Below are 23,466 nucleotides of genomic sequence, written 5' to 3' on the forward strand. Positions count from 1 at the left end.
CCGTCGATGCTTGAATCCGCGGGCCAGGGTCGCCGCCGATCGCTGGCCCGCACGGCCCGCCTCCAAGCCCCCATACCCCCCAGGGCGGGCCGTGCTTCACACGAGGAGATGCAATTGTCCGAGCCGACCGAGCAAGAGATCAGAGAACGTGCGCACCGCTTGTGGGAGCAGGCCGGTAAGCCCGAAGGCCGTGAGGAAGCGTTTTGGCGCGCGGCCGAGCAGGAGCTGCGCAACGAGGACAAGTCCGACACACAGCGGACGCCGGATACGCTGTGACCGACAAGACGTGCCCATTCTGCCAGGGTCTGGGATGGGTCTGCGAAAACCATCCGCTCCGGGTCTGGAGCGAAAAGCTCGGCGGCTGCCGCTGCGGCGAGGGCATGCCTTGCACCTGCAACACGACCGAAGATCCCGAAACGAGGGTGGTGATCGTCGAAGCCGACACGACGTGGCACTAGGCGGCGCCCGTCGCTTCCATGCTGCTCCGCTGCCGAGGCTTGAGTTTCGCTTCGCCCCATCCGTCCCCGCGAACTGCATCTCAGGGAACAGAACTCGGCGGAAAAGACTTGTGTGTCTGAACAGCACGGGTTCTGAAACAACCTCTTCCTACGGCAGTGTTCGCAGTGGACGAGCAGCAGAAGATCGAGCGCCAGATCGAATTCGCAACGCGAGCGGCCGCGCTCGTCAAGGACGAGACCACGGGACAGCGCTTCAGAAGCTTCGCGGAGGAGCTGAAGCGAAAGCTTTTTCGCATGATGCGGCGCGGCGAGGTACGCGCGCGTGCGTACGAGCTCTGGGAGCAGGCCGGCCGACCGACCGATCGTGACCTGGACTTCTGGCTCGAAGCGGAGCGCCAGATCGAGGCGGAACGCGAGGAGAGGAAGGGCTCGGGCGCCTGATCCCTTCGACAGCTGCCGGCTCCAGGCGATATCGGCCGCAGGCCGCATCGCAGGCTTCGTTCGCCGTTTCCCTGGCGAGAAAAAAGCCGCCGGGTTCTTCGCCCTGGCGGCTTCGAAAAGTCCTTAAGCTGTTGATCGCCTCCGCAGCCTCGTGCGTACCGCCGTTACCTTGTTTGCGGCCATGCTCTGTCAGTGTAGGCGAGGGCGTGTGATTCTGCTGTGATCTGAAGCACACAGTGGAAATGATGATGGAGGCTCTGCGGATACGCGAGGGTTCGCCTCGGCATTGCAAGATCAAACAGTTTCGCAAGATTTGAAAGGGACGGAGCTCGTTGCCGAAGGTCTTTCGTCAACGCGGCCCATATTTGTTGCGCAGGTAGTCCGAGGCCTGCTGTCGCTCGGCGAGCGTGAGTTCGCGTCCGTAGATCAGCAGCGCGAAGATATCGCCATTGAAGAACCAGTCCGGCACATCCGGACCGCTGGGTCCGAAGAACGGCGTGCCGCCGATCAGCAGCTGGCCACTGGCGCTCAACGGCCCGGGATCGGTGCGGCCGTGGAAGGCTGAATGAGGAGAGCCCGCGTCAAGGCTTGCCACATCCATGCCGCCGCGCCGACCGGATTGCGCGACGATCAGGACGGGCTGTTCGGCTGGCCTTGGCGCGAAAGAGTCGACGTCGAAGTCGTAATGGCTGTGACGGATCACGCTGTCGAACAGCCAGCCCAGGTGGAGAACCGTACCCCCGGTACATCCCGTGCCACCGAAGGCAGCCTGACATCCGGACCCCGAGGTCATCAGGAAGTAGTTGTTGAGCCGCGGGCCGGGGCGCCGCACCACCACCGCCAGGATCGAATAGGGCGTTCCCGTGAGACTGAGCGGCGGCACGCCCGGCCGAAAATCGCTTGCCCCATAGGCGCACCTGCCGCTGTCGGCCGCACAGCGCAAACCGGTGTGCGGGCGGGGACCGGTCGGGGTCGTGAACGTCGTGGTCACCGGGCTGCCCTTGAAGCCAAGCTGCGCCAGCGCCGCACGATCGCCGCCCCGTATATCGTTCCAGCGAGCGACGCGGCCAGCCCCATCGAGCACCAGCGAGCCGTCGCCCTCGAGCCACAGCAGCAGCCCGGCGGAGGGCGGAGCGCCGACGTTCGGTGCGGGGCCGGGTTGCCGAAACGGAAAGGTGACGAGGTGCGGCAGCGCACATCCCGCGAGCGCGACCAGCGCTGCCGCGGCGGCGAGCCATGACGCCACTGTCCTTCTGCCACAACGATGATCGCCATCGCTCATCGACAACCCTCCGGGATGAAATACAATGTTAGCGTGTATTGACGAATGGAGCGGGGTGTAGGCTAAGGCGCGTAATCTTGCTGTGATCTGAAGCACACAGCCCGCAGGATGGGCATAGGATTGGTTGATGTGGGGAAAAGCGGTAGCGCTCCCCCGCTACCAATTGCACTTGACTGTGCAGGCGAGAAGAAAGCCGCCGGGTTCTTCACGCTGGCGGCTTCGAATAGTCCATAGCTGTCGATCGCTCTACAGTCTCGTGCGTACCGCCGTTACCTTGTTTGCGGCCATGCTCGGTCTTTGTAGGGGGAAATACTCGATCTTGCAGTGACCTGCTTCACACAATGGGACTGGATCCTCCCGTCGGGCAAAACACCCGATACCCCCGTCAACCCCTCTCCGTAAAAATATTCCACTTTACCGAAATTCGGATTTGTCGTATTTGTCGCCCATCCCGGCTCATCCTTGAGGGGCGATCATGAGGTCGTCGTTTTCGCGAGCCGGGCTTGCGGTGGACGCGGCAGCGTCGGGCGCGAAAGGTGCGGGCAGGGAGGGTAGTCCCCGGTGAGCCCGCGGCCGCGCGCGGACGAACGGCGCTGTCAGGTTCGTCTCGTCTGTAAGTTTCCGGCTTCGTCGACGGGGCTGGGAATACTGCGGTGGAAATGGCGGGCCGCGCGTACGGCAAAACCGTGTGGTCCTGGCCGTCGTTGCTACGGTCAAGCTCTTGCGGATGCGGTGATCGCGTCAACCGGCGCGATGCTGGTGAATTTCGCGGGAGTGAGGGAGGCCAGAATGAACTCGGCTCCCGGGAGAGCGCGGCATAAGCCGTCCAACCATCGCGCAGGGAAGGCCGAGTGATTGGCTCCACCTGTATGCTGCTGTGCGGTTCCTTTGCGCTACATCTTCGCGCAGCAGACCGCGGGTGCGAGGTCGGCACCCGGCCTTCCCTGCGCCCTCTTGGCTAGAGAGGGTGGAGAGACCAAGCAAAGCTCGGGCGAATTCAGCCGCGAGAATGCAGCACTGCGTCTGGCGAGCGCGGCGCAGGCCGCCCCGGCGACGATCAAGAGAACGAGAGATGTGAGCGATCTCACACGGGGATCTCGAGTCCTGCACTAGTCAGAGCTTCGACTCTTTTCGAACCAACGGAGGTTCGCATGAAGCTCCTGATGATCTCTGCCTTGGCCGCGCTGACAGCTGTCGTGGCCGCGTCGAATATGCCGCGATTGCATCCGTTGCCGATGAATAGCACATCGGGGGCAGGGATGCCTTCGGTGCAAGAGATGCAAAGGCAGGCGCAACAGGGCGGGCTTCCGGTTCAAGAGCTCGCAGATCGATCTCTTGTGTTCCCAGGGGGAACGCAGCCGTAGAGACAATCCTGCTGTCGCGTCTCATCCGGGCGGCTCGCATGTCCTCGAACAGTCCGCCATGCGGCTGGTCGAGTCGCGCGTGCCCGCAATTGCACGCGCGGTCTCAAGGACTGAGGAAAATCGGGTTGATCCCGTTGGGATTGCCGGGCAGCCCCAGGGATGTAAGCTGGTAGACGTCGGCTTGAAGGATAACCAGGAACAGCGCCAACACGACGACGATGTAGATGAGCAGTGGCGATGCGCCTTGCGTGTCGGGATCGCGATTTCGCGGCGGCAGCGCGCGAAAGTGCCACAACCGCGAGATGAATTGCAGATAGTCTCTCGGGTGCAGTTGCATAGTCGGCCTCGGTCTCTGAGGCGCCGCTGGCGAGACTGCGACCAGGTTGATCGCCATTCAAGGCGCCGCTTGTCGCACCAGGAACCGGATACGAGCTGCGCTCGTTGAGCTGGATCAAAGGGGGGCGTTTTTGCCCAAAGGGCCAATGTCGACGCGCCTGCGTCTTGCCACCGTCCTTCTGACGGCATCGCTGCTTCTCCCGCTGCGGCCCGCGCAGGCGCAATTGGCGGGGCACGGCGGGCCTGTCCGGGCGCTCGCCGTTTCGGTCGACGGCAGGACCGTCTTGTCAGGCAGCTTCGACACGGCAGCCATCCGGTGGTCCCTCGCGACCGAGACCGCCGAGCAGGTCCTGCGCTTCCATTCGGGTGCGGTGAACGCGGCTGCCTTCCTCGGAGACGGGCGAATGGCGACGGCTGGCGCGGACGGCCAGATTGCGATCTGGACGCCGGGCCGGCCGCAACCGGACCAGATTGTCGAAGGTCATGCGGGACCCATTGTCGCGCTCGCTGTCTCTCCCGATACGTCGAAGCTCGCATCGGCCTCATGGGACAACACGGTGCGGATCTCATCGCTCTCCGACGGCGGGACGCGCGTGCTGCACGGCCACTCGCAAGGCGTGAACGGCGTCGCCTTTGCTCCCAACGGACAATCGCTGGTGAGCGTTGGCTACGATCTGACGGTGCGGATCTGGCCGCTGCCGGACGGCAGCCCCGAGACCATCATGATGCCGGCGCCGCTGAACGTCGTCGCGATCTCGCCTGATGGCGAAATCGTCACCGGCGCGGCAGACGGCAAGCTGCGCATGATCACCGATGGTCGTGAGACTGGCGAGGTCACGGTCGCCGCCAAGCCGATCGTCGCCCTGGCGATCTCGCAAGACGGCGCGTTGCTTGCCACGGGGGCCATTGACGGCACTGTCGCGATCGTCGATCGCAAGGCGAGGGGCGTGATGCGCACGCTCGCTGGGCTCGCCGCGCCGGTCTGGTCGGTCGCGTTCTTGCCCGATGGCGCGACGCTCCTGACTGGCGGGAGTGACGGCAAGATCAGACGCTGGAATGCGCTGACCGGCGCGGCGATCGGGTCGAACGTGCTGGGCACGCCGGCGGATCCGCTTGCGGCCTATGCCGGCGATCACGGCGCCGAAATCTTCAGGGCCTGCGTGGCCTGCCATACATTGTCGGAAACCGAGGTTCAGCGTGCCGGGCCGACGCTCGCGGGACTGTTCGGCCGGAAGATCGCCTCGCTGCCGGGTTATCGCTTCTCCGACGCGCTCAAGGCGATGGATATCGTCTGGACGCCGGAGACCGTCTCAAAACTGTTCGAGATCGGGCCGAACGCCTACACGCCCGGCACCAAGATGCCGGAGCAGCACATCGGCTCGGCCGCGGATCGCCGCGCGCTCACGGACTTTCTGGCCCGTGCGACGTCGAAGTAGCTGGCAACAAGCTCTAATAGGCCGGCCATTGCTCCACGGGAATGTTCGTCAGCTCCGGCTTCTCCTGGAGCATGCGAGCGACGTCGATGCTGGGATGCTCCTTGAGCGCCGTCACGACACACTGGTTGACGTATTTCCTGCGCGACAGCCACTTGATCTTCTTGCCCTTCGCCTCGGCCTTGCAGGCGACGATCGCCTGTTTGAGCGCGACCTTCTCAGCCCTAGTGAGGGCGGCGGCCCCGGCGGCCGTGCCGGCGAGAACCGTGATGGCAAGGCACGTCGAAAAACCCATCATGAAACGAGGCATGCGGCTAGTCCTTGTTCTCGCGTTGGCGCAGATAGTCATCCGTCGTCCGTGGCGGCGCGCGTTCCGGAACGTCCTGGATCGGATCGAACTGCTGTTCGCTCATGACGATGACGCGACAATCGGCGCACATCCGCAAGGCCTCGGTCCGGCGGTCTCCGGTGGGATACATCCAGTGCCGCCCCTCGAGCTTTGTCGCGATCCGATCGATCGTGCTCTTGACGCCGAAGGGCGTGCCGCAGCGAACACACAGGGCCGGCTCTTCCTCCTTGATCACCCGTGCCGGCGCGCGCCGTGCCCGGAAGTCGATCTGCGGGTTGAGGGTGATGACCTTCTCGGGACAGGTGCTCTGGCACAGGCCGCACTGCACGCAGGCGTCCTCCACGAATTTCAGGACGGGACGCTCGGGATCGGCGCGAAGCGCGCCGGTCGGGCAGGCCGACACGCAGGACAGGCACAGCGTGCAACCGCTGGTGTCAACGGTGACCGCACCGATCGGTGCGCCCGCGGGCAAGGCGATCACGTCGACAGGCTTGGGCGCGAGGCGATGCAATTCACTGAGGCCAAAGCGAAGCAGATCGCCGCGCTTGCCGACCGTCCGGAAAGTTGCGGAAGTTTCGAGGCCGGCGAGGGGACCGATCCCGGTCAACTGGTCAGCCAGAATGTCGGGATCGTCGGTTTCGATCGTGGCCGCGCGGCGGCCGTCAAATCCGAGCCCGGCAAGAATGGTCTCGGCCATGGCGATCGTCTGCAACAACCCGGTCACGCCGTGCCGCGGCTTGGCGCGCAGCAGGAACCGCACGGCCGCCGCGCCATACGCGAATGCGCCGATGACGGCCTCCAGGCCGACCTGGGTCAACTCGTTGACGGCGAGGGGAAGCACATTGGCGGGCAATCCGCCGCCATGACGGGCGAGCGCATCGATCAGCGGCGTGCCGTGCCCGCTGTCATGCAGCAGCAGGACAGGATCCGCACCGCCGGCCTCGCGGTAGGCGAGCAACATGGCGCGAAGCATCTGCAACTGGGTGTCGGCGGGCGGCAGTGCGTAGGACGCAGCTCCGGTCGGGCAGGCGGCCGCGCATTGCCCGCAACCTGCGCAGACATCTGCGTTGACGGCGACATGGTCGCCGTCCGGCGTGATCGCGCCGGTCGGGCACAAATCGAGGCAGCGATGGCATCCGGTCAGGTTCGAGCGCGAATGCGCGCAGAGGCTGGGCGTGAAGTCGACATATCTCGGCTTGTCGAAACTCCCGACGAGATCGCGAGCGGTCAGCACGGCGCGCAGCACGGCCGCGGGATCGCGCGGATCGGCGCGAAGATAGCCGTCCCGCAGCTCGTGCGCAGGGAACAGCGGCGCATCGCCGGAGAGGTCGAGCACGAGATCGCAGCGTGAGGTCGCCCCATTGCGCGGGGCCTCGAACACGAAGCGATCGCGCGAAGACGGGCGCGGCTGCGCGTAATCGTCGATCGTGAGCTCGAATGCGCCAAAATGGCCCCGCGCGTTGCGGATCGTGCCCTTCACGATCGGGAACACTGCCGCGGCAGGCGGCGTCACGTCTGCCGGCTGCCTGAGCATGACCGTGACATCGAGATGATCGGCGAGCAGCCGCCCGGCTTCGATCGCAGCCTCGTCCTGTCCATAGATCAGGATGATGCCGTCACTCGACGATGTGACCAGCGGATAGTCCGGTGCGGGAATCTCGGCCGCAGCAAGCAGCGCCGCCATCTTCGCGCCCGCATTCGCGCCGTCGCGCGACCAGCCCGCGGTCTCGCGGATGTTGACGAAGCTGATCCCGCCGGGGCGTTCGCCGATTTCACCGGTGAACTGCGCAGCCTGCTGCGTGCAGGCGACCGTCAGCGGGCCATCCGCCTTTGCCGCGCTGCGGAAATGATCGAGCTCCGCGCCGCAGAGATGACGATAGCTCCTGATCTCGCAGTTGGGGCATCCACGCCGGATCGTGGCCACGTCAAGGCGCATCGTGTCTTCACACGAGCAGATCAGGACGGTTTTCGCTGGCTGCTTCAGGTCAATCCCTCCGCCAGTGCGGCGCCGACTTGCGGACTCGCGCCATTCCTGCACCTCGTATAGATATTCACTATCGGGAAGAAAAGGAAAGTGGAGGACGGCCTTGCGGTCGACCCCAACCAGCCACGTCTCCCTGGCGGAGCCGATCCAGCTGCCGCCGCCTTTCACGCTCGTCCGGTTGCGTGAGAGCAGAGACGCCTTTGCCGACGCTTGCCGCATTGCACCCAAGAGCGGCGCCGGCACGCTGGTGTATGTCGGGCGGTTCGATCTTGCCGAATTCGCCGTGGTGCTCGAGCCGGGCGAACCCTTGCGCACCGCGCGGCGCGCCTTCTACGCCGGCATGGTCGCGCTCACCGACGCTCTTCGCGCCTACGCGCCGCCGAACAAGACCGTCACGATCGGCTGGCCCGACGCCGTCGAGATCGATGGCGGGCTGGTCGGCGGTGCGCGCATGGGATGGCCGTCGTCCGCGCGCGAGGATGAGCCGCCCGCCTGGCTGGTGTTCGGCGCCATGATCCGGACGGTCGCAATGGCCGACCAGGGGCCCGGCATTCATCCGCTCGCGTCCGCGCTGGATGAGGAGGGGTTTGGCGAAGCGGGGGCCGCAGAGGTGACCGAGAGTTTTGCACGGCACCTGATGCGGGCGATCGATAGTTGGCAGGTCGACGGCTTTGACAGTGTCGCACGCGATTATCTCAGCCGGGTTCCCAGTGAGCGGCGGACTGTCCTGAACATCGACGATGGCGGCGATCTCCTCACGCGCCGCGTCGGCACCGACAGGGTTGAACGGAGCGAGCTCGTCAAGGCGCTCGCCACCCCGTCCTGGCTCGATCCGAAACTCGGGGGACCGCGGCTATGAAACTGCTGCGCACCATCGCGCTCGATCCCTCCGACACCTTCGTGTTCGATGCGGCGGCGGAGCCCGGCGAATGGGCCGTCTCCGGCGCGTTCCGCTTCTGCGACCAGGATCCCGCGACGCTGAGCGGCAAGGCGCGCGCGGCGTTTCGCAGCGGCTTCCTCGGGGTGCAGTCCTGGGGCTGGTCGACGCTGGCGCAGATTGCGCCGGCAACGGAGAGCGATTGCCGGGCGCTGATCGAGCTCCTCGCCGGTCAACTCATCGATCGCTTCGGCGCGCCGGATCCGGCAACCGCGCGGACGGCCGCCGAAGAGGAGGTTGCCTTTGTGCAGTCGCTCTGCACCCATCCGATCAGTTCGCTCATCGCCGTTCACCGCTCGGTGAGCGCCGGCGAGGTCCGCGAGTCGTTCCGCAGGCTGCAGCTGCGGCAAGGGCAGGGGCACGGCAAGGCGTTCTCGTTCATGGAAGCCGAGGATGACGTCGAATCCGACGGCAATGTCAGGCTTGCCGATATGAGCCAGGAGCGGCAGCACCGATGAACGATTTCTGGATCGCGTGCGGCCACCATCTGCTCGATCGTAGCGAGAGCGGTGGGCTTTGCGTCACCGACGAGTTCCTGAAGGCCTATTTTGCGCGTCCCGAGCTGATCCCGCCGGACGAAGCATGTCGGGTCGAGCGGCGACTGCACGGCGCGCTGCTCGCCGCTCCCCGCCGGCCGGTCGGCGCTGACGAGGTTGCCGCGATTGTCGATGCGGATGCCCGGGAGAACTGGCGGTTCGTGCTTGCCTTTCGCGATCTCCTGGTGCGGCATCCGACGCTCGAGGCCGCCTATCTTGCAACCGTCCGGTCGCGGTCCAATGATCTGCCGCCGCTGTTCGTCAATCAGCTCGTGCATGTGATCCTGCGCAATGCGCTCGATGGCTGCGATGATCCGTTCGTGCTGCGCGCAGCCGAGCTGTTCTTCCGCCCGCAGCGCATCCTGCCGCATGAGCAGGCCTTGCTGCTCGGAGATGAAGAGGTCGTCGGTGGGCAGAGTCCGACCCCGGTGCTCTCGCTGATGTCGATGCTGGGGGCCGCGACCGATGCCCAGCTCGACGTCCTGGGCGAGGACAATGCCGACGACTATTGGCACCGAAGCGACGATTTCGACATGGCGTTCGACCTCACCGCGGGGGGGCGCGGGCCGAGGGCGTTGGCGCAGGCGATGTCGCGCTGGATCTCTCATCTGCTCGGGATCGACGTCGGCATTGAGCCGCTGCGCGAATTGCGTGATGCGCGGCTCACCTGGTATGTCGGGCTCGACGCTGATGCGACCAGACTGGGGGACCGTCTCTGGCACGGGGAGCAACTCGATGACCGCAGCGCCGGCCGTGTGCTTTCATTGTTCCGCCTGACGTTTGCCGACAAGAGTGCGGCCGCGGACGAGATGCAGGGTGAGCCGATCTATCTCATTCTGTCGATGAATTCCGATCAGAAGCTCCGGATGAAGCCGCAGAATTTGCTGACGGGGTTGCCGATCAGGCATCTGGAGATGGTGACATGAGCCCGGCTGCGCTGCCGCTCGTGCGCATTCCCGTCGGCATCGTGGTCGAGCGGCACAAGGCGGACTCGCCGTGGGCCGACTTCGTCTGGCGCGCTGTCGCCGTGCTGCCGGACGAGCCGGACACAAAGTCCTGGACGGTGCTCCGAGAAGAGGGAGGTGGGACACTGTTCTATGCCGGCAGCGCTATGGTCGATCTCTACAGTTCCGAGACGGCGCGCTATCGCGATAATCTCGCGTCGGGGAGTCCGAGCATTTGGACAGTGTTGTCGCCTGCCGAAGGCGCCTGGCCCTACTCGGTGGCTGCCGCCACCGCAGATCCCGCGGAAGGCGAAGCGTTCACGGAGGCCGGCGCCAATCTGGTCGAGGCCGTTCCCATGCCGGAAGTTCTGCGCGAGCAGATTGAAAGCTTCGTTGCCGAGCACCACGTCGAACGTGAGTTCTTCAAACGCAAGCGGCGGCAGGCCGATCCGGAGGCGCTGGCGCGCCGGCAGCATGAAGGCGGACACGAATGAGCGAGGATAAGTTCCTGGCGCGCTGGTCCCGACTCAAGCACGAGGCAAAGGCGAACGCCGCGCAGCCGGATCCGGCAATGCACGACGACATGCAGTCGACACCGCCGCCCGCCACGAAAGACGACGAAGCGGAGTTCGACCTCTCGAGCCTGCCTTCGATCGATACGATCACATCAGCGACCGATATCAAGGCGTTCTTGCGCAAGGGGATACCGCAGGAGCTGACACGTGCGGCGCTTCGTCGCGCCTGGAGCGCTGATCCCGCCATACGCGACTTCGTCGGACTTGCCGAAAACGCATGGGACTTCAACGATCCCTCCGCAATGCCGGGATTTGGGCCGCTGGATTGTTCGGAAGCAGAATTGGCCGCGTTCGTGGACAGGATCATCGGTGGCATCAGCAAGTCAGCCGAGACGCTGTCCGAGACCCCCGTTGAAGTCGCGGATTCTTCGCGGGAATTGCGTCAGGTCGAGGGGCCAGGTGTCGAGATCGCCGCCGAAGACGAAGCGCGTCCCGAGTTAGCTCCTGCTCCTGCTGCAACGCAACGAGCGGTCGCCGAAAGCACTGGAAGCGAACAGCTGTCGATTCCTCGCCGCACGCATGGCGGCGCGCTGCCCCGCTAGGGCTCCCCGACGAAAGGCCATAGCCGCAGACTATGGGAGGCGATTGACCCTCGGTTCCGCCGGGACTACGCTTCGCCTAGCGCTTTGTAGCAAAAGCAAAATCAGCACCTGGGACTTGGATGGAGGTCCACGTGCGTGATGATGGCCTCGAACGAGCGATTTGCGCCGCCGGCGGCGTTGCCGGGCTTGCGCGCAAAATCGGCATTAGCCAACCCTCCGTTTCGAACTGGACCAAGGTACCTGCACAACGGGTGATTGCGGTCGAAGCGGTCACCGGCGTGTCGCGCAATGATCTGCGGCCTGATCTGTACAGCGAGCCTCTTCTGTCCGAAGAGCCGATCGATCCCGTCGATGCGGCGCGTGCTCAGGAATATCGGCTGCTCGCTACGCTCTTGTCTGCAGCACCGTCAGAAAAGCTGCTCGATCAACTGTCCGCATTGAGCGGTGATGCGACGCCGCTCGGGCGCGCGCATGCCGCGCTGGCCGCAGCCGCCGCCAATGCAGTCCCGGCGAAGGTCGAACGCGAATATTTCGATCTGTTCACTGGTCTCGGCCGCGGCGAGCTCTTGCCCTATGCCTCCTATTATCTGACGGGATTTCTCAACGAGCGGCCGCTGTCGCGCCTGCGCGCCGACCTCGCTGCGCTTGGGATCGAGCGCGTCGCGAACAATTCGGAGCCGGAGGATCACGCGGCCATCCTGTGCGAGGTCATGGCAGGGTTCGCGGGAGGCCGCTTCGCAGCGACGTCCGACGCGCAGCGCGCCTTCTTCGAGAAGCACATCGCGCCCTGGATGGGACGGCTGTTTGCCGACATCGAGCGTGCGGAGAGCGCCATCTTCTATCGTGCGGTCGGCGCGCTCGGTCGCGCCTTTGTCGATATCGAGACGGAAGCATTCACGTTCGCCAACTGACCTGCACCGGCAGGTCCAGGAGAGATGCGATGAGTGAAGACAGGAAAACCACAGTCGGACGCCGCGCCTTCCTGCGCAAGGTCGGCGTCGGCACGGTGGGCGCCGGCGCGACGCTTGCGACACCGCTGGTCGGGTCCGCGCAGGCTGATAGCGAAACCAACGATGAGAAGCGTAAGGCGCGCTACAAGGAAACCGATCACGTCAAGGCGTTCTATCGCGTCAATCGTTATCCGGCCAAGGGAGGTTGACCGTGCTGATCAAGCGAACAAACCAGCATTCCCTGCGCCATGGTTCCGTTGCCGAGTCCCTTGCGGGGCAGGCCGGTGGTCTCGACCGCCGCAGCTTCTTGCGTAAATCCGGTCTTGCCGGTGGTGCGCTCGCCGCGCTCGGCACGCTGCCGGTCGGCGGCGTGCGCAAGGCGGAAGCGGCGATGGCAGGTCCGCTCACCGCAGGCGCGACCGTGCGCAAGAGCATCTGCACGCATTGCTCGGTTGGGTGCACTGTCACGGCCGAGGTCTTGAACGGGGTATGGATCGGCCAGGAGCCGAGTTGGGATTCGCCGATCAATCGCGGTTCTCACTGTGCCAAGGGCGCCTCCGTGCGTGAGCTCGTGCATAGCGAGCGGCGGCTGCGCTATCCGATGAAGCTGGTGGGTGGTCAGTGGACCCGCGTCTCCTGGGATACCGCGATCAACGAGATTGGCGACAAGATTCAGGCTGTGCGCGAGAAGTCGGGCCCCGACTCCGTTTATTGGCTCGGCTCGGCCAAGATGACCAATGAAGGCGCCTACCTGTTCCGCAAGCTCGGCGCATTCTGGGGAACCAACAACACCGATCACCAGGCCCGCATCTGCCATTCGACCACCGTCACCGGCGTCGCCAATACCTGGGGCTACGGCGCGATGACCAACAGCTACAATGACATCCGCAATGCGAAGACGCAGATGATCTTGGGCGGCAATCCGGCAGAGGCGCATCCGGTCTCGCTGCAGCACCTGCTGGAGGGAAAGGAGCTGCAAAAGGCCAACTTCGTCGTCATCGATCCGCGCCTGACGCGCACCGCCGCGCACGCGACCGAATATGTGCGGATGCGGCCGGGCACCGACATCCCCATACTCTACGGCATGATGTGGCACATCCTGCAGAACGGCTGGGAGGACAAGGAGTTCATCCGGCAGCGGGTCTACGGATTCGATGACCTCAAGAAGGAGGTCGAGAAGTGGACTCCGGAAGAAGTCGAGCGCGTCACCGGCATTCCCGGCGAGCAGCTCAAGCGCGTCGCCAAGATGTTTGCCACCGAGAAGCCGGCCACGCTGATCTGGGCCATGGGCCAGACCCAGAAGACCGTCGGCACCGCCAACGTGCGCGCCAGCTGCATCCTGCTGCTGATGACCGGCAATGTCGGCGGAGAGGGCAAGGGAGCCAACATCTTCCGCGGCCACGACAACGTGCAGGGCGCGACCGACGTCGGGCTCGATATCGTCACGCTGCCGTTCTATTACGGCCTCGCCGAGGGCGCCTGGAAGCATTGGTCGCGGGTCTGGGAGGTCGACTATGACTTCCTGAAGTCGCGCTTCGACTCCAAGCAGATCATGGAAACGCCGGGCATCCCGCTGACCCGCTGGTTCGAAGCGGCGACGCTGCCGAAGGATCAGGTCGCGCAGAAGGACAATGTCAGGGCGGTGTTCGTGCAGGGACACGCCTCCAACAGCATCACCCGTATCCCTGAATCCCTGAATGGCCTGAAGGCGCTCGAGCTGCTCGTCATCGCCGACCCGCATCCGACGACCTGGGCCTCGCTGGCGGTCGAAGCGGGGCGCAAGGATGGCGTCTACATTCTGCCGGTCGCCACGCAGTTCGAGTGCAAGGGCTCGCGCGTCGCCTCCAACCGCTCGCTGCAATGGGGCGAGCAGATCGTGAAGCCGATCTTCGAGTCGAAGGACGATCTCGAAATCATCTATCTGATGGCGAAGAAGCTCGGCTTCGCCGACCAGATGTTCAAGAAGATCAAGGTCGAGAACAATCTCCCTGAAGCGGAGGATGTGCTGCGCGAGATGAACCGCGGCAGCTGGTCGACCGGCTATTGCGGGCAATCGCCCGAGCGCCTCAAGGCGCACATGAAGAACCAGGCCAAGTTCGACATGCTGACGATGCGCGCGCCGAAGGACGATCCCGAGGTCGGCGGCGACTATTACGGTCTGCCTTGGCCGTGTTGGGGATCGCCGGAGGTCAAGCATCCCGGCACGCCGCTGCTCTACAATACCAATCTGCACGTGATGGATGGCGGCGGCACGTTCCGGCCGCGGTTCGGCGTCGAGCGTGAAGAGAAGCTGCCGGACGGCACGACACGCAAGGTGAGCCTGCTCGCGGATGGCTCGTACTCGCTGGGGTCGGGCATCCAGGACGGCTATCCGGAATTTACGCTCGCGAGCTTGAAGAAGCTCGGCTGGGACTCCGAGCTCACCGAAGCGGAAATGGCCGTGATCAACAAGGTCAATCCCGCCACTCCGGACGCGGTGTCGTGGGCGCTCGACCTGTCGGGCGGCATCCAGCGCGTCGCGCTGGCGCATGGCTGCGTTCCCTATGGCAACGGCAAGGCGCGCATGCATGCCTTCGGCCTGCCCGATCCCATCCCGGTTCACCGCGAGCCGATCTACACGCCGCGCGTCGATCTCGTCGCCAAATACCCGACGCTGCCCGACGCCAAGCAATTCCGGATGCCCAATATCGGCTTCTCCGTGCAGAAGGCTGCGGTCGAGAAGGGAATTGCAAAACAGTTCCCGCTCATCCTGTCGTCCGGCCGCCTGGTCGAATATGAGGGCGGCGGCGAGGAGACCCGGACCAACCCGTGGCTCGCCGAATTGCAGCAGGACATGTTCATCGAGATCAACCCTGCCGACGCCGCCGAGCGCGGCGTCAAGGATGGCGGCTGGGTCTGGGTCACGGGAGCCGAGAACAATTCCCGGGCAAGGATGAAGGCGCTCGTCACCGAGCGCGTCGGCAAGGGAGTTGCCTGGATGCCCTTCCACTTCGGTGGCTGGCTTGCGGGCAAAGACCTCCGCGGCAACTACCCGAAGGGCACCGACCCGATCGTGCTCGGTGAAAGCGCGAACACGATCACCACCTACGGATACGATCCCGCGACGAACATGCAGGAAACCAAGGTCACTCTCTGCCAGATCGCGGCGGCATAAGGAGCAACGACGATGGCACGTATGAAGTTTCTCTGCGACGCCGACCGTTGCATCGAGTGCAACGCCTGCGTCACGGCCTGCAAGAACGAGCACGAGGTCCCCTGGGGCATCAACCGCCGCAGGGTCGTCACCATCGCCGATGGCAAGCCGGGCGAACGATCGGTCTCGATGGCCTGCATGCACTGCACGGATGCGCCGTGCGCGGCAGTGTGTCCGGTGAACTGTTTCTACACCACCGCCGATGGCGTGGTCCTGCACTCCAAGGATCTCTGCATCGGCTGCGGCTATTGCTTCTACGCTTGTCCGTTCGGCGCGCCGCAATATCCGAAGGTCGGCAATTTCGGCTCGCGCGGAAAAATGGACAAATGTACCTATTGCGCCGGCGGTCCCGAGGCCGACGGCAGCAAGGAGGAATACGAAAAATACGGTGCGAACCGCCTGGCCGAGGGCAAGCTGCCGCTGTGTGCCGAGATGTGCTCGACCAAGTCTCTGCTCGCCGGCGACGGCGAGATCATCGCCCAGATCTATAAGGAGCGCGTGTTGAAGCGCGGCTATGGCTCGGGCGCATGGGGCTGGAAGACCGCCTATCGCGAAACAATCGAGTCCTGAAGGCGCCGCGCGCCGGGGCACAAATGCCGGGAGGAGCAGATGTCCTCATTTGCAAGGTTCATTCGACCAGCCATCGGCGCGTGGGCGTTGCTACTGTTGGTCTTGGCAGCTCCGGTACCGTCGCCGGCCCAGCAGATCAATCCGACGGCGAGCTCGGTCAACGAGCAGAAGTTGCTGCAGGAGATGGATCGGATCCAGGGACGCGTCAGCATCCCCGACCAGCGCTCCGGCGTGCTGATGCAACCTGCCGGCCGCGAATGGCGTGAATTCCGCAACGTTGCGCTGCGGTGGATCGGCGGCGTTGCTATGCTCGGCATGCTGGCGGTGCTGGTCATCTTCTATTTGACACGCGGCATGGTCCGCCTCGAAAGCGGGCGATCCGGCCGCACCATCGTGCGGTTCAACACCTTCGAGCGTTTCGTGCACTGGATGACCGCGACCTGCTTCATCATCCTGGCGATTTCGGGATTGAACATCACGTTCGGGCGGCCGCTGCTGCTTCCGCTGATTGGGTTTGACGCCTTCTCGGAATGGTCTCAATGGGCGAAATTCGCGCACAACTACCTGAGCTTTCCCTTCACGATTGGCGTCGTGCTGATCTTTCTGATGTGGATCGCCGGCAATATCCCGAGCAAGGTGGATCTGGAGTGGATCAAGCGCGGAGGCGGCCTGATCGGTCACGATCATCCGCCGGCCCGCCGTTTCAACGCGGGTCAAAAGGGGATCTACTGGATCGTTGTGATCGGCGGTGGACTAGTGGCCGCGACGGGCTATGTGCTGATGTTCCCGTTCTACGTGACGGGGATCGAGGGCATGCAGATGGCCCAGATCGTTCACTCCGTCGTGGCCGTGCTGTTCATCGCCGCGATGCTCGCTCACATCTACATCGGCACGATCGGGATGGAAGGTGCCTTCGAGGCGATGGGATCAGGCGAGGTGGATGTCAATTGGGCGCGCGAGCACCATAGCCTGTGGCTCGACCAGGAGTTGGCACGAACCGGCCCGAACGATTCTCGGCCGCAGCCTCGCCATGCTGCGTCCGCAGCGGAATAGAGCTGACGGAGTATTGCCTAAAGCCGCACGCCCGTCGTCGAAAAGGCCTCTGCAACGGGGAGCTGTAAGCTGTCGAGCACGGCAACTCCAGCCATCGTGATGACGATCGTCGCAACACAGGCAAGGATGAAAGCCTTCATCGCGATCCCTCCTCGCGAGTATTATATAGGAGCTCCGGCCTCGGACAAAGGCTGCGCTTGGGATCGCGTAAGGAGGTACAGGCCGCCGGCCCGGGCCCGCGTTCGTTCATCCATGGCTCCAGTCGAGGCCTGGCGATCTATCCTTGTCGCCGCACGAAACCGCTGATCGTGACCTTCTCCCAGATGCCGGCCGCCGCGAAGGGATCCGCGCGGTTGAAGGCCTCGACTTCCGCACGGCTGGGGGCTTCGACCAGGAACAGGCTGCCGATCATGGTCCCGCCGTCGTCGGAGACGAGCGGCCCCGACATCACAATCTTGATGCCGAAACGCGAGGTGTCGCTCAGGAAAGCCTTGTGGGCGTCGTAATTGGCGAGCCGGGTCGGCAGCGCGCCGGCGCGGTCGAGGGCGTGAATGGCGAACAGCATGGTGTCTCCGTTTTCTTAGCTGGTTCTTGGGACGGCCGCGAGGGGCGGCCGTCCGGGTTTGTCGCGATCTGTTGATCTACTTGGCGCCGAGCTTGCCGGCGTCCTCGAAGGTCGGGCAGGTCCGCTGCTCCAGCGGGACGTCGAACGGCCCAAAATTGTCCCTGGTGATGACGGTCGGCTTCAGCACGATCTCGCTGATGACGGGCTGATTGCGCAGGGCGCGGACAGCCATCATGGTGCCGAGGCAGCCTTGCGCGAATCCGTTGTAGTCGCCGCTCGCGAGCAGCTTGCCGGACTTGATCGCGTCGATCGCCTCCTTGGTGCCGTTGATGCCGATCACCTGCGCCTTGCGGTTGGCGCCGTCGAGCGCCTCGATCGCGCCGACCGCCATGGCGTCGTTGGCTGCGAGCACGCCGTCGATCTGCGAGTTCGACTGCATCAGGTTCTCCATCACCTGAAGCGCCTGGAGCCGCTGATAGTTGCCGGGCTGCGAAGCCAGCAGCTTGGCGCCGGGCGCTTCCTTCAGCGCGTCGTTGAACCCGCGTACGCGATCGACATTGGTCAGCGAGCCCTTGACGCCCTCGATGATGACGATGTTGCCCTTGCCGCCCAGCGTCTTGAGCAGGAAGCGCGCGGTCTCGAGCCCGAGGCTGTAATCGTCGGCGCCGACGAAGGACAGGAATTTTCCGCCCGCGGAACGGTCGGTGATGTTCACGACGGGGATTTTTGCTTCGTTGATCTTCTCGACGCCCGGTACCATCGCCTTGTAGTCGACCGGCGTGAACACGATCGCGCTCGGCTTCTTCACCACGACGTCCTCGATCTGGCTGAGCTGCTCTGGGATCGAGTCCGGCTTGGTCGGAATGTACTGAAGCGTCTTCGCGTTCAGCGCCTTCGCCATGTTGTCGGCGCCGACCCGCACCGTCTGGAAGAACGGGTTGGTCTGGTTCTTGGTGAACACGGCGATGGTCTCGCCGTCGGCGCGCGCCCCAGTGGTGAACGCGGCTGCCATCAGCAGCGGCAGCGCCAGATAGTCCAGTCTCAATTTCATATTGCCTCCATCCCTGATTTTGCTTGTTGGATTTCCGAGAACTCATTGCGCGCGGCGGCGGGTCTTCATGTCGAGCCAGACCGCGAGAATGACGATGATGCCTGTCACCAGCGGCTGCCAGTTGGCGCTGACCGACAAGAGGTTCATGCCGTTCAGCACCAGCGTCAGGATCAACGCGCCGATGAAGGTGCCGAACACGGTACCGACGCCGCCGAACAGCGAGGTGCCGCCGATCAGGACGGCCGCGATCGCGGGCAGCGTCAGGCTCTCGCCGATGTCGGCTTCGGCCGAATTGAGCCGCGACAGGAAGATGATCGAGGCGAGCCCCGCCATGGTGCCGGAGACGGCATAGACCAGCAGCAGGCGTCGCGCGACCGGGATGCCTGACAGCCGTGCTGCGACCGGGTTGGCGCCGATCGCATAGATCTCCTGGCCCCAGATCGTCCGTTGCGCGAACAGCGTTCCGATGCCGAGGAACACCAGCAGCAGATAGACCGGGATGGGCAGACCGAACAGATAGCCGCTGCCGATCTGGCGGAAGCCTGCGGGGAAGCCGTGCAGGGTCTCGCCCGCCATGTACCAATAGGTGAGGCCGTTGAGCACCCAGAGCATGCCGTAGGTGGCGATGAAGGAGGGGATGCGCAGCGCCGTGACCATGATGCCGTTGAGCAGGCCAACGATGCCGCCGCAGGCAAGTCCGGTGAGGATGCCGAGTGCCGGCGAGCCGGTCTTGTGGATCACGGTGCCGGCGATGCAGGCGGACAGCGCGACATTGGCTCCGACGGAGAGATCGAGGCCGGCAGTGAGCACCACCAGTGTCAGGCCGGAGGCGATGAAGAAGGTCAGGCTGGCCTGCCTCAGCACATTGAGGATGTTGCCGAGGCTCAGGAAGGAATCGCTGAGCACGGCGAGCACGGCGCAGATCAAGAGCGCCGCGAGCAGGCGGTAGAAGACCTGGATCGCATCCTGCGACAGGAAGGAGCGGGGTGGCATCATCGCCTCTTTGGTGATGTCGGTCATGCGCGGCTCCTGAGGCCGTCGAGGAAGAGGGCGACGATGACGAGGACGCCGACGCTTGCGACCTGCACCGAGGACGGCAGCGAGATCAGGTTCAGCCCGTTGCGCAGCACGCCGACCGAGAGAACGCCGAGCAGCGTGCCGAGCAGCCAGCCATTGCCGCGCTCGAACGAGGTGCCGCCGACCGCAACGGCGGCGATCGCATCGAATTCGAGACCCAGGCCTGCGGTCGGGTGGCCGGAATTCATCCGCGCGGTCATCAACAGCCCGGCGATGCCGGCCATGGCGCCGCCGATCGCGTAGACCGCGATCAAGAGCCGGTTCGGCGAGAGGCCGGCATAGCGCAGCGCCTCGCGATTGCCGCCGAGTGCGAAGATGTAGGTGCCGAAGCGGGTGTGATAGAGCAGGCCGTGAAACGCCGCATAGGTCACGAGCGCCATCACGATCGGCACGGGAATGCCGAGCAGCGTCGCCGAATAGATGTCGCGCACGCTGTGGGGTATGCCGACCACGCTCTGGCCGTCGCTGACGATCAGCGACAGGCCCTGCGCCATGCCGAGCGTGCCGAGCGTCGCGACGAAGGGCGGAATGCCAAGGATCGCGACCAGCCAGCCGTTGGCGACGCCGAAAGCCGCGCCCACCAGCAGGCCGGCACCGAGGCCCAGCAGCATCGACTTGGTCGCGAGCGAGACGATGGCGACGCAGAGCGAGGTCAGCGTCAGCACCGCGCCCATCGACAGGTCCAGCCCCTCGGTCATGATGATCAAGGTCATCGGCAGTGCGAGCATGGTCAGGATGGTCGACTGCACCAGCACGTTGGAGAGATTGGCGACCGACAGGAAGCCCGGCGCGATCGCGCTGAACAGTGCGATCAGCAGCACCAGCACGATGGCGACGCCGGGAATCCGCTGCAGCGGATTGGGCTCTGCGACGACCGCGGCTTCACGCATGATGCATCCCCAGTCGCACGATGTTCTCCTCGGTCAGTTCGTTGCGGGTCAGGTGCCCGGCGATGCGCCCCTCGCGCATCACATAGGCGCGGTCGCAGACATGGCAGATCTCGACCTGTTCGGACGAGATCATCAGGGCAGCCGCGCCTTCCGCGACGAGCCGGTCGATCAGTGCAAAAATCTCGGACTTCGCGCCGATGTCGATGCCCCGCGTCGGCTCGTCGAAGATGAAGAGCTTCGAGCCGGCAGCCAGCCACTTGCCGATCACGACCTTCTGCTGGTTGCCGCCCGAGAGCAGGCCGACGGTCTGCCGCGCGCTCGGCGTTGCGATGCGCAGTTGCCGGATCAGACCGTCGGAGGTTCGCTGCGCACTTCGCTGGTCGAACAGGCCGCTCGGAAAGAGCTTCTTCAGCGCGGACACCACGAGATTGTCGCCGACCGACCGGAGCAGCGCGAGGCCTTCGCTCTTGCGGCTCTCCGGGATCAGCGCGATGCCGCGGCGGGCGGCGAGATCCGGCTCGCCCGAGATGGTCTTGCCGTCGAAGACGATCTCGCCCGACGTCACGGGATCGGCGCCGAAAATGGCACGCGCAACCTCGCTGCGGCCGGAGCCGACCAGGCCGCACAGGCCGACGATCTCGCCCCGGCGCACCTCGATGTTGATGTCGGAGATGCCGGTCGGCGCGGTCAGGCCCTTGACCTCGAGCAGCAGCTCGCCGGGCTTGTCGGCAAAGTTACGCGGGTAGGTCATGTCGACGTTACGGCCGACCATCATGCGAACGAGCTGGTCCGGCGTGACGTCGGCGGGTTTGACGCCGTCGATGCGCCGGCCATCGCGTAGCACCGTGATCCGGTCGCCAAGCGCGAACACCTCGGCCATGCGATGGGAGATATAGATGATGGAGACCCCGTCGGCCTTCAGCCGTGCGATCAGTGCGAACAGCAGCTCGGTCTCGCGGTCGGATAGCGCCGCGGTCGGTTCGTCCATCACGAGGATGCGGGCGTTCTGGCTGATGGCCTTGGCGATCTCGACCATCTGCTGCTGGGCCACCCCCAACTTGTCGACAGTGGTGGAGGGATCGATGTCGAAGCCGATCGTGTCGAGCACGCGCTTTGCGTCCGCCAGTATCCTGCGGCGGTCGATGGTGCCGGGGATGCGGCCCTTCGGCTCGCGGCCAAGGAAGATGTTCTGCGCGATGTCGAGATAGGGGACGAGGGAGAATTCCTGGAAGATCACGGCAATGCCGAGCTGCTGCGCATCCGCGGTCGACGAGATCGCGACCTTCTCGCCCTTGTGGTAGAACTCGCCGGCGTCGGCACGGTAGGCGCCGCACAACACCTTCATCAGGCTCGACTTGCCGGCGCCGTTCTCACCCAGCAGCATGTGCACTTCGCCGGGATAGACGGCGAAGGACACGTCGTCCAGCGCCTTGACGCCGGGAAACTCCTTGCTGATCCCGCGCAGTTCCAGCAGCGGCGTGGGCGAGGAGGGCTCGACGGCCAATGCGGCGTTACTCATGCGCGCGCTCCGCTCGCAAAGATTTTTCCGGGGTTCATCAAGCCGTTCGGGTCCAAAGCCTGCTTGATCTGCCGCATCACATCGACGGCGTCGCCGAGCTCGTCGGTGAGATAGTCGATCTTGCCGAGCCCGATACCGTGCTCGCCGGTGCAGGTGCCGTCCATGGCAATGGCGCGCGCGACCATGCGGGCCTGCAGCGCCTTGGCAGCTTCGGCCTCCTCGGGCTTCGCCGGGTCGATCAGGATCAGCATGTGGAAATTGCCGTCGCCGACATGGCCGACGATCGGCGCGGTAAAGCCATGCTCGTCCGCGTCACGTCGTGTCTCGGTCAGGCATTCCGCCAGCCGCGAGATCGGCACGCAGACGTCAGTAATCACCGCGCGCGCGCCGGGACGCAGGCCAAGGCCCGCATAGAGCGTGTTGTCGCGGGCGTGCCAGAGCCGGCTGCGGTCTTCCTGTGCCTTCGTCCAGGCAAAGCCATGGCCGCCATGGTCGGCGGAAATCGCCTGCGCGGCCTCGGCCTGCTCGGCGACCGAGGCTTCCGAGCCGTGGAATTCGAAGAACAGGGTCGGCGCCTCGCGATAGCCGAGCTTGGCGTAGGCGTTGATGCCGCGCATCATGACGTCGTCGAGCAGCTCGACGCGCGCCACGGGGATCGCGGACTGGATCACGGAGATCGCGGTGTTGACGGCATCGTGCAGCGTCTCGAAGCTGCAGACCGCCGCGGAGATCGCCTGCGGCACGGGATGCACCTTCAGCGTGATCTCGGTGATGACGCCGAGCGTGCCTTCCGCACCGACGAACATGCGCGTCAAATCATAGCCCGCTGCCGACTTGCGGGCGCGCTTGGCGGTGCGGATCACGCGGCCGTCGGCCAGCACCACCTCAAGCGCCATGACGTTGTCCTTCATGGTGCCGTAGCGCACCGCCATGGTGCCGGAGGCGCGGGTGGAGGTCATGCCGCCGATCGAGGCGTCGGCGCCGGGATCGATCGGGAAGAACAGGCCGGTATTGCGCAGTTCGGCATTGAGCTGCTTGCGGGTAATGCCGGGCTGCACCACGACATCCATGTCGCTGTCGTGCACCGCCAGCACTTTGTTCATGCGCGCGAAGTCGAAACAGACGCCGCCTGCGACCGCCGCGGCATTGCCTTCGAGCGAGGTCCCGGCGCCGAACGGGACGATTGGCATGCCTGCGCCAGCGCACAGCTTGACGATCTCCGCGACCTCCTGCGTCGTCTCGGGAAATACGACAATGTCAGGCGGCAAATTGCGATAATGCGACTCGCTCTGCCCATGCTGATCGAGCACGCCGCGCGCAACGCTCGCGCGCGGGCCGATCATGCCGGTCAGGCGATCGGCCAATATGCTCGTGCTGACCCGCGGCCCCATCCTTGCTCCCTGTTCGCTCCGATCAA

26 protein-coding genes are annotated in these 23,466 nt (G+C 64.8%); 15 read left to right on the forward strand and 11 right to left on the reverse strand.

Features of this window, described 5'->3' with window-relative positions:
• Positions 1-114: 114 nt before the first annotated feature.
• The 3 genes from QA649_RS12150 to QA649_RS12160 all read left to right on the forward strand — a co-directional run bounded on the left by QA649_RS12150 (position 115) and on the right by QA649_RS12160 (position 899).
• On the forward strand, positions 115-276 hold the full coding sequence (locus QA649_RS12150; protein ID WP_283024384.1) for a DUF2934 domain-containing protein: 162 nt from the start codon (positions 115-117) through the stop codon (positions 274-276).
• Positions 273-458 carry a hypothetical protein gene (locus QA649_RS12155; RefSeq protein ID WP_283024385.1) on the forward strand — a complete coding sequence of 62 codons (186 nt, stop codon included), beginning with the start codon at positions 273-275 and terminating at the stop codon, positions 456-458. Before QA649_RS12150 ends, QA649_RS12155 begins: the two co-directional genes overlap by 4 nt.
• A gap of 165 nt (positions 459-623) precedes the next feature.
• A complete protein-coding gene (locus QA649_RS12160; protein WP_283024387.1) occupies positions 624-899 on the forward strand; it encodes a DUF2934 domain-containing protein in 276 nt (91 codons plus the stop codon).
• Positions 900-1,248: 349 nt separating this feature from the next.
• Here the strand turns inward: QA649_RS12160 and QA649_RS12165 are convergent, their stop codons facing one another.
• A complete protein-coding gene (locus QA649_RS12165; protein WP_283024388.1) occupies positions 1,249-2,181 on the reverse strand; it encodes a hypothetical protein in 933 nt (310 codons plus the stop codon).
• Positions 2,182-3,332: 1,151 nt separating this feature from the next.
• Here QA649_RS12165 and QA649_RS12170 point away from each other — a divergent pair.
• A complete protein-coding gene (locus QA649_RS12170) occupies positions 3,333-3,545 on the forward strand; it encodes a hypothetical protein (RefSeq protein ID WP_283024389.1) in 213 nt (70 codons plus the stop codon).
• Between the two features lie 103 nt (positions 3,546-3,648).
• On the opposite strand, the gene QA649_RS12175 is transcribed toward QA649_RS12170, so the two are convergent.
• Positions 3,649-3,882 carry a hypothetical protein gene (locus QA649_RS12175; RefSeq protein WP_283024390.1) on the reverse strand — a complete coding sequence of 78 codons (234 nt, stop codon included), beginning with the start codon at positions 3,880-3,882 and terminating at the stop codon, positions 3,649-3,651.
• Between the two features lie 145 nt (positions 3,883-4,027).
• Here QA649_RS12175 and QA649_RS12180 point away from each other — a divergent pair, with 145 nt between their 5' ends.
• Entirely contained in the window at positions 4,028-5,317 is a 1,290-nt protein-coding gene (locus tag QA649_RS12180; RefSeq protein WP_283024391.1) for a c-type cytochrome, read from the forward strand.
• A gap of 13 nt (positions 5,318-5,330) precedes the next feature.
• On the opposite strand, the gene QA649_RS12185 is transcribed toward QA649_RS12180, so the two are convergent.
• Positions 5,331-5,624, reverse strand: a complete 294-nt coding sequence (locus QA649_RS12185) for a hypothetical protein (RefSeq protein WP_283024392.1) — start codon at positions 5,622-5,624, stop codon at positions 5,331-5,333.
• A 4-nt stretch (positions 5,625-5,628) separates the two neighbouring features.
• Positions 5,629-7,599, reverse strand: a complete 1,971-nt coding sequence (locus QA649_RS12190) for a 4Fe-4S binding protein (RefSeq protein ID WP_283024393.1) — start codon at positions 7,597-7,599, stop codon at positions 5,629-5,631.
• Between the two features lie 151 nt (positions 7,600-7,750).
• Between QA649_RS12190 and QA649_RS12195 the strand changes: the two genes are divergently transcribed.
• The 10 genes from QA649_RS12195 to QA649_RS12240 all read left to right on the forward strand — a co-directional run bounded on the left by QA649_RS12195 (position 7,751) and on the right by QA649_RS12240 (position 16,947).
• Positions 7,751-8,506, forward strand: coding sequence for a biotin/lipoate--protein ligase family protein (locus tag QA649_RS12195; RefSeq protein ID WP_283024394.1), 756 nt, complete (start codon positions 7,751-7,753; stop codon positions 8,504-8,506).
• Positions 8,503-9,042, forward strand: a complete 540-nt coding sequence (locus QA649_RS12200; protein WP_283024395.1) for a DUF6505 family protein — start codon at positions 8,503-8,505, stop codon at positions 9,040-9,042. Before QA649_RS12195 ends, QA649_RS12200 begins: the two co-directional genes overlap by 4 nt.
• Positions 9,039-10,046, forward strand: coding sequence for a DUF6352 family protein (locus tag QA649_RS12205; protein ID WP_283024396.1), 1,008 nt, complete (start codon positions 9,039-9,041; stop codon positions 10,044-10,046). Before QA649_RS12200 ends, QA649_RS12205 begins: the two co-directional genes overlap by 4 nt.
• Positions 10,043-10,558, forward strand: a complete 516-nt coding sequence (locus QA649_RS12210; RefSeq protein ID WP_283024397.1) for a DUF3305 domain-containing protein — start codon at positions 10,043-10,045, stop codon at positions 10,556-10,558. Before QA649_RS12205 ends, QA649_RS12210 begins: the two co-directional genes overlap by 4 nt.
• Positions 10,555-11,181, forward strand: a complete 627-nt coding sequence (locus tag QA649_RS12215) for a DUF3306 domain-containing protein (protein WP_283024398.1) — start codon at positions 10,555-10,557, stop codon at positions 11,179-11,181. The genes QA649_RS12210 and QA649_RS12215 overlap by 4 nt, the downstream gene beginning before the upstream one ends.
• A 131-nt stretch (positions 11,182-11,312) precedes the next feature.
• Positions 11,313-12,092 carry a molecular chaperone TorD family protein gene (locus QA649_RS12220; RefSeq protein ID WP_283024399.1) on the forward strand — a complete coding sequence of 260 codons (780 nt, stop codon included), beginning with the start codon at positions 11,313-11,315 and terminating at the stop codon, positions 12,090-12,092.
• A gap of 29 nt (positions 12,093-12,121) precedes the next feature.
• On the forward strand, positions 12,122-12,340 hold the full coding sequence (locus QA649_RS12225) for a twin-arginine translocation signal domain-containing protein (RefSeq protein ID WP_183244631.1): 219 nt from the start codon (positions 12,122-12,124) through the stop codon (positions 12,338-12,340).
• 2 nt (positions 12,341-12,342) lie between these two features.
• Positions 12,343-15,285, forward strand: a complete 2,943-nt coding sequence (locus QA649_RS12230; RefSeq protein WP_283024400.1) for a formate dehydrogenase subunit alpha — start codon at positions 12,343-12,345, stop codon at positions 15,283-15,285.
• 12 nt (positions 15,286-15,297) lie between these two features.
• Positions 15,298-15,894 (forward strand): formate dehydrogenase FDH3 subunit beta, encoded by a 597-nt coding sequence (fdh3B, locus tag QA649_RS12235; protein WP_011088224.1) that lies wholly within the window; start codon positions 15,298-15,300, stop codon positions 15,892-15,894.
• 39 nt (positions 15,895-15,933) lie between these two features.
• Positions 15,934-16,947: a formate dehydrogenase subunit gamma gene (locus tag QA649_RS12240; protein WP_283024401.1), complete on the forward strand. Its 1,014-nt coding sequence runs from the start codon at positions 15,934-15,936 to the stop codon at positions 16,945-16,947.
• Between the two features lie 17 nt (positions 16,948-16,964).
• Here the strand turns inward: QA649_RS12240 and QA649_RS12245 are convergent, their stop codons facing one another.
• The 7 genes from QA649_RS12245 to QA649_RS12275 form a co-directional block, all read right to left on the reverse strand.
• Positions 16,965-17,087: a hypothetical protein gene (locus QA649_RS12245; RefSeq protein WP_283024402.1), complete on the reverse strand. Its 123-nt coding sequence runs from the start codon at positions 17,085-17,087 to the stop codon at positions 16,965-16,967.
• Positions 17,088-17,224: 137 nt separating this feature from the next.
• Positions 17,225-17,512, reverse strand: a complete 288-nt coding sequence (locus QA649_RS12250; protein WP_018641329.1) for a YciI family protein — start codon at positions 17,510-17,512, stop codon at positions 17,225-17,227.
• A gap of 76 nt (positions 17,513-17,588) precedes the next feature.
• The gene (locus tag QA649_RS12255) at positions 17,589-18,563 is read right to left on the reverse strand and encodes a sugar ABC transporter substrate-binding protein (protein WP_018641328.1); all 975 of its coding nucleotides are present in this window, start codon (positions 18,561-18,563) and stop codon (positions 17,589-17,591) included.
• 42 nt (positions 18,564-18,605) lie between these two features.
• The gene (locus QA649_RS12260) at positions 18,606-19,583 is read right to left on the reverse strand and encodes an ABC transporter permease (RefSeq protein ID WP_018316000.1); all 978 of its coding nucleotides are present in this window, start codon (positions 19,581-19,583) and stop codon (positions 18,606-18,608) included.
• The gene (locus QA649_RS12265) at positions 19,580-20,530 is read right to left on the reverse strand and encodes an ABC transporter permease (RefSeq protein ID WP_260388649.1); all 951 of its coding nucleotides are present in this window, start codon (positions 20,528-20,530) and stop codon (positions 19,580-19,582) included. The genes QA649_RS12260 and QA649_RS12265 overlap by 4 nt, the downstream gene beginning before the upstream one ends.
• The gene (locus QA649_RS12270) at positions 20,523-22,049 is read right to left on the reverse strand and encodes a sugar ABC transporter ATP-binding protein (protein WP_283024403.1); all 1,527 of its coding nucleotides are present in this window, start codon (positions 22,047-22,049) and stop codon (positions 20,523-20,525) included. The genes QA649_RS12265 and QA649_RS12270 overlap by 8 nt, the downstream gene beginning before the upstream one ends.
• Complete coding sequence (locus tag QA649_RS12275) at positions 22,046-23,440, reverse strand: FAD-linked oxidase C-terminal domain-containing protein (protein WP_283024404.1); 1,395 nt, start codon at positions 23,438-23,440, stop codon at positions 22,046-22,048. Before QA649_RS12275 ends, QA649_RS12270 begins: the two co-directional genes overlap by 4 nt.
• Positions 23,441-23,466: the final 26 nt, after the last annotated feature.

This window comes from Bradyrhizobium sp. CB1717 (genome assembly GCF_029714325.1).
GTDB lineage: Bacteria > Pseudomonadota > Alphaproteobacteria > Rhizobiales > Xanthobacteraceae > Bradyrhizobium.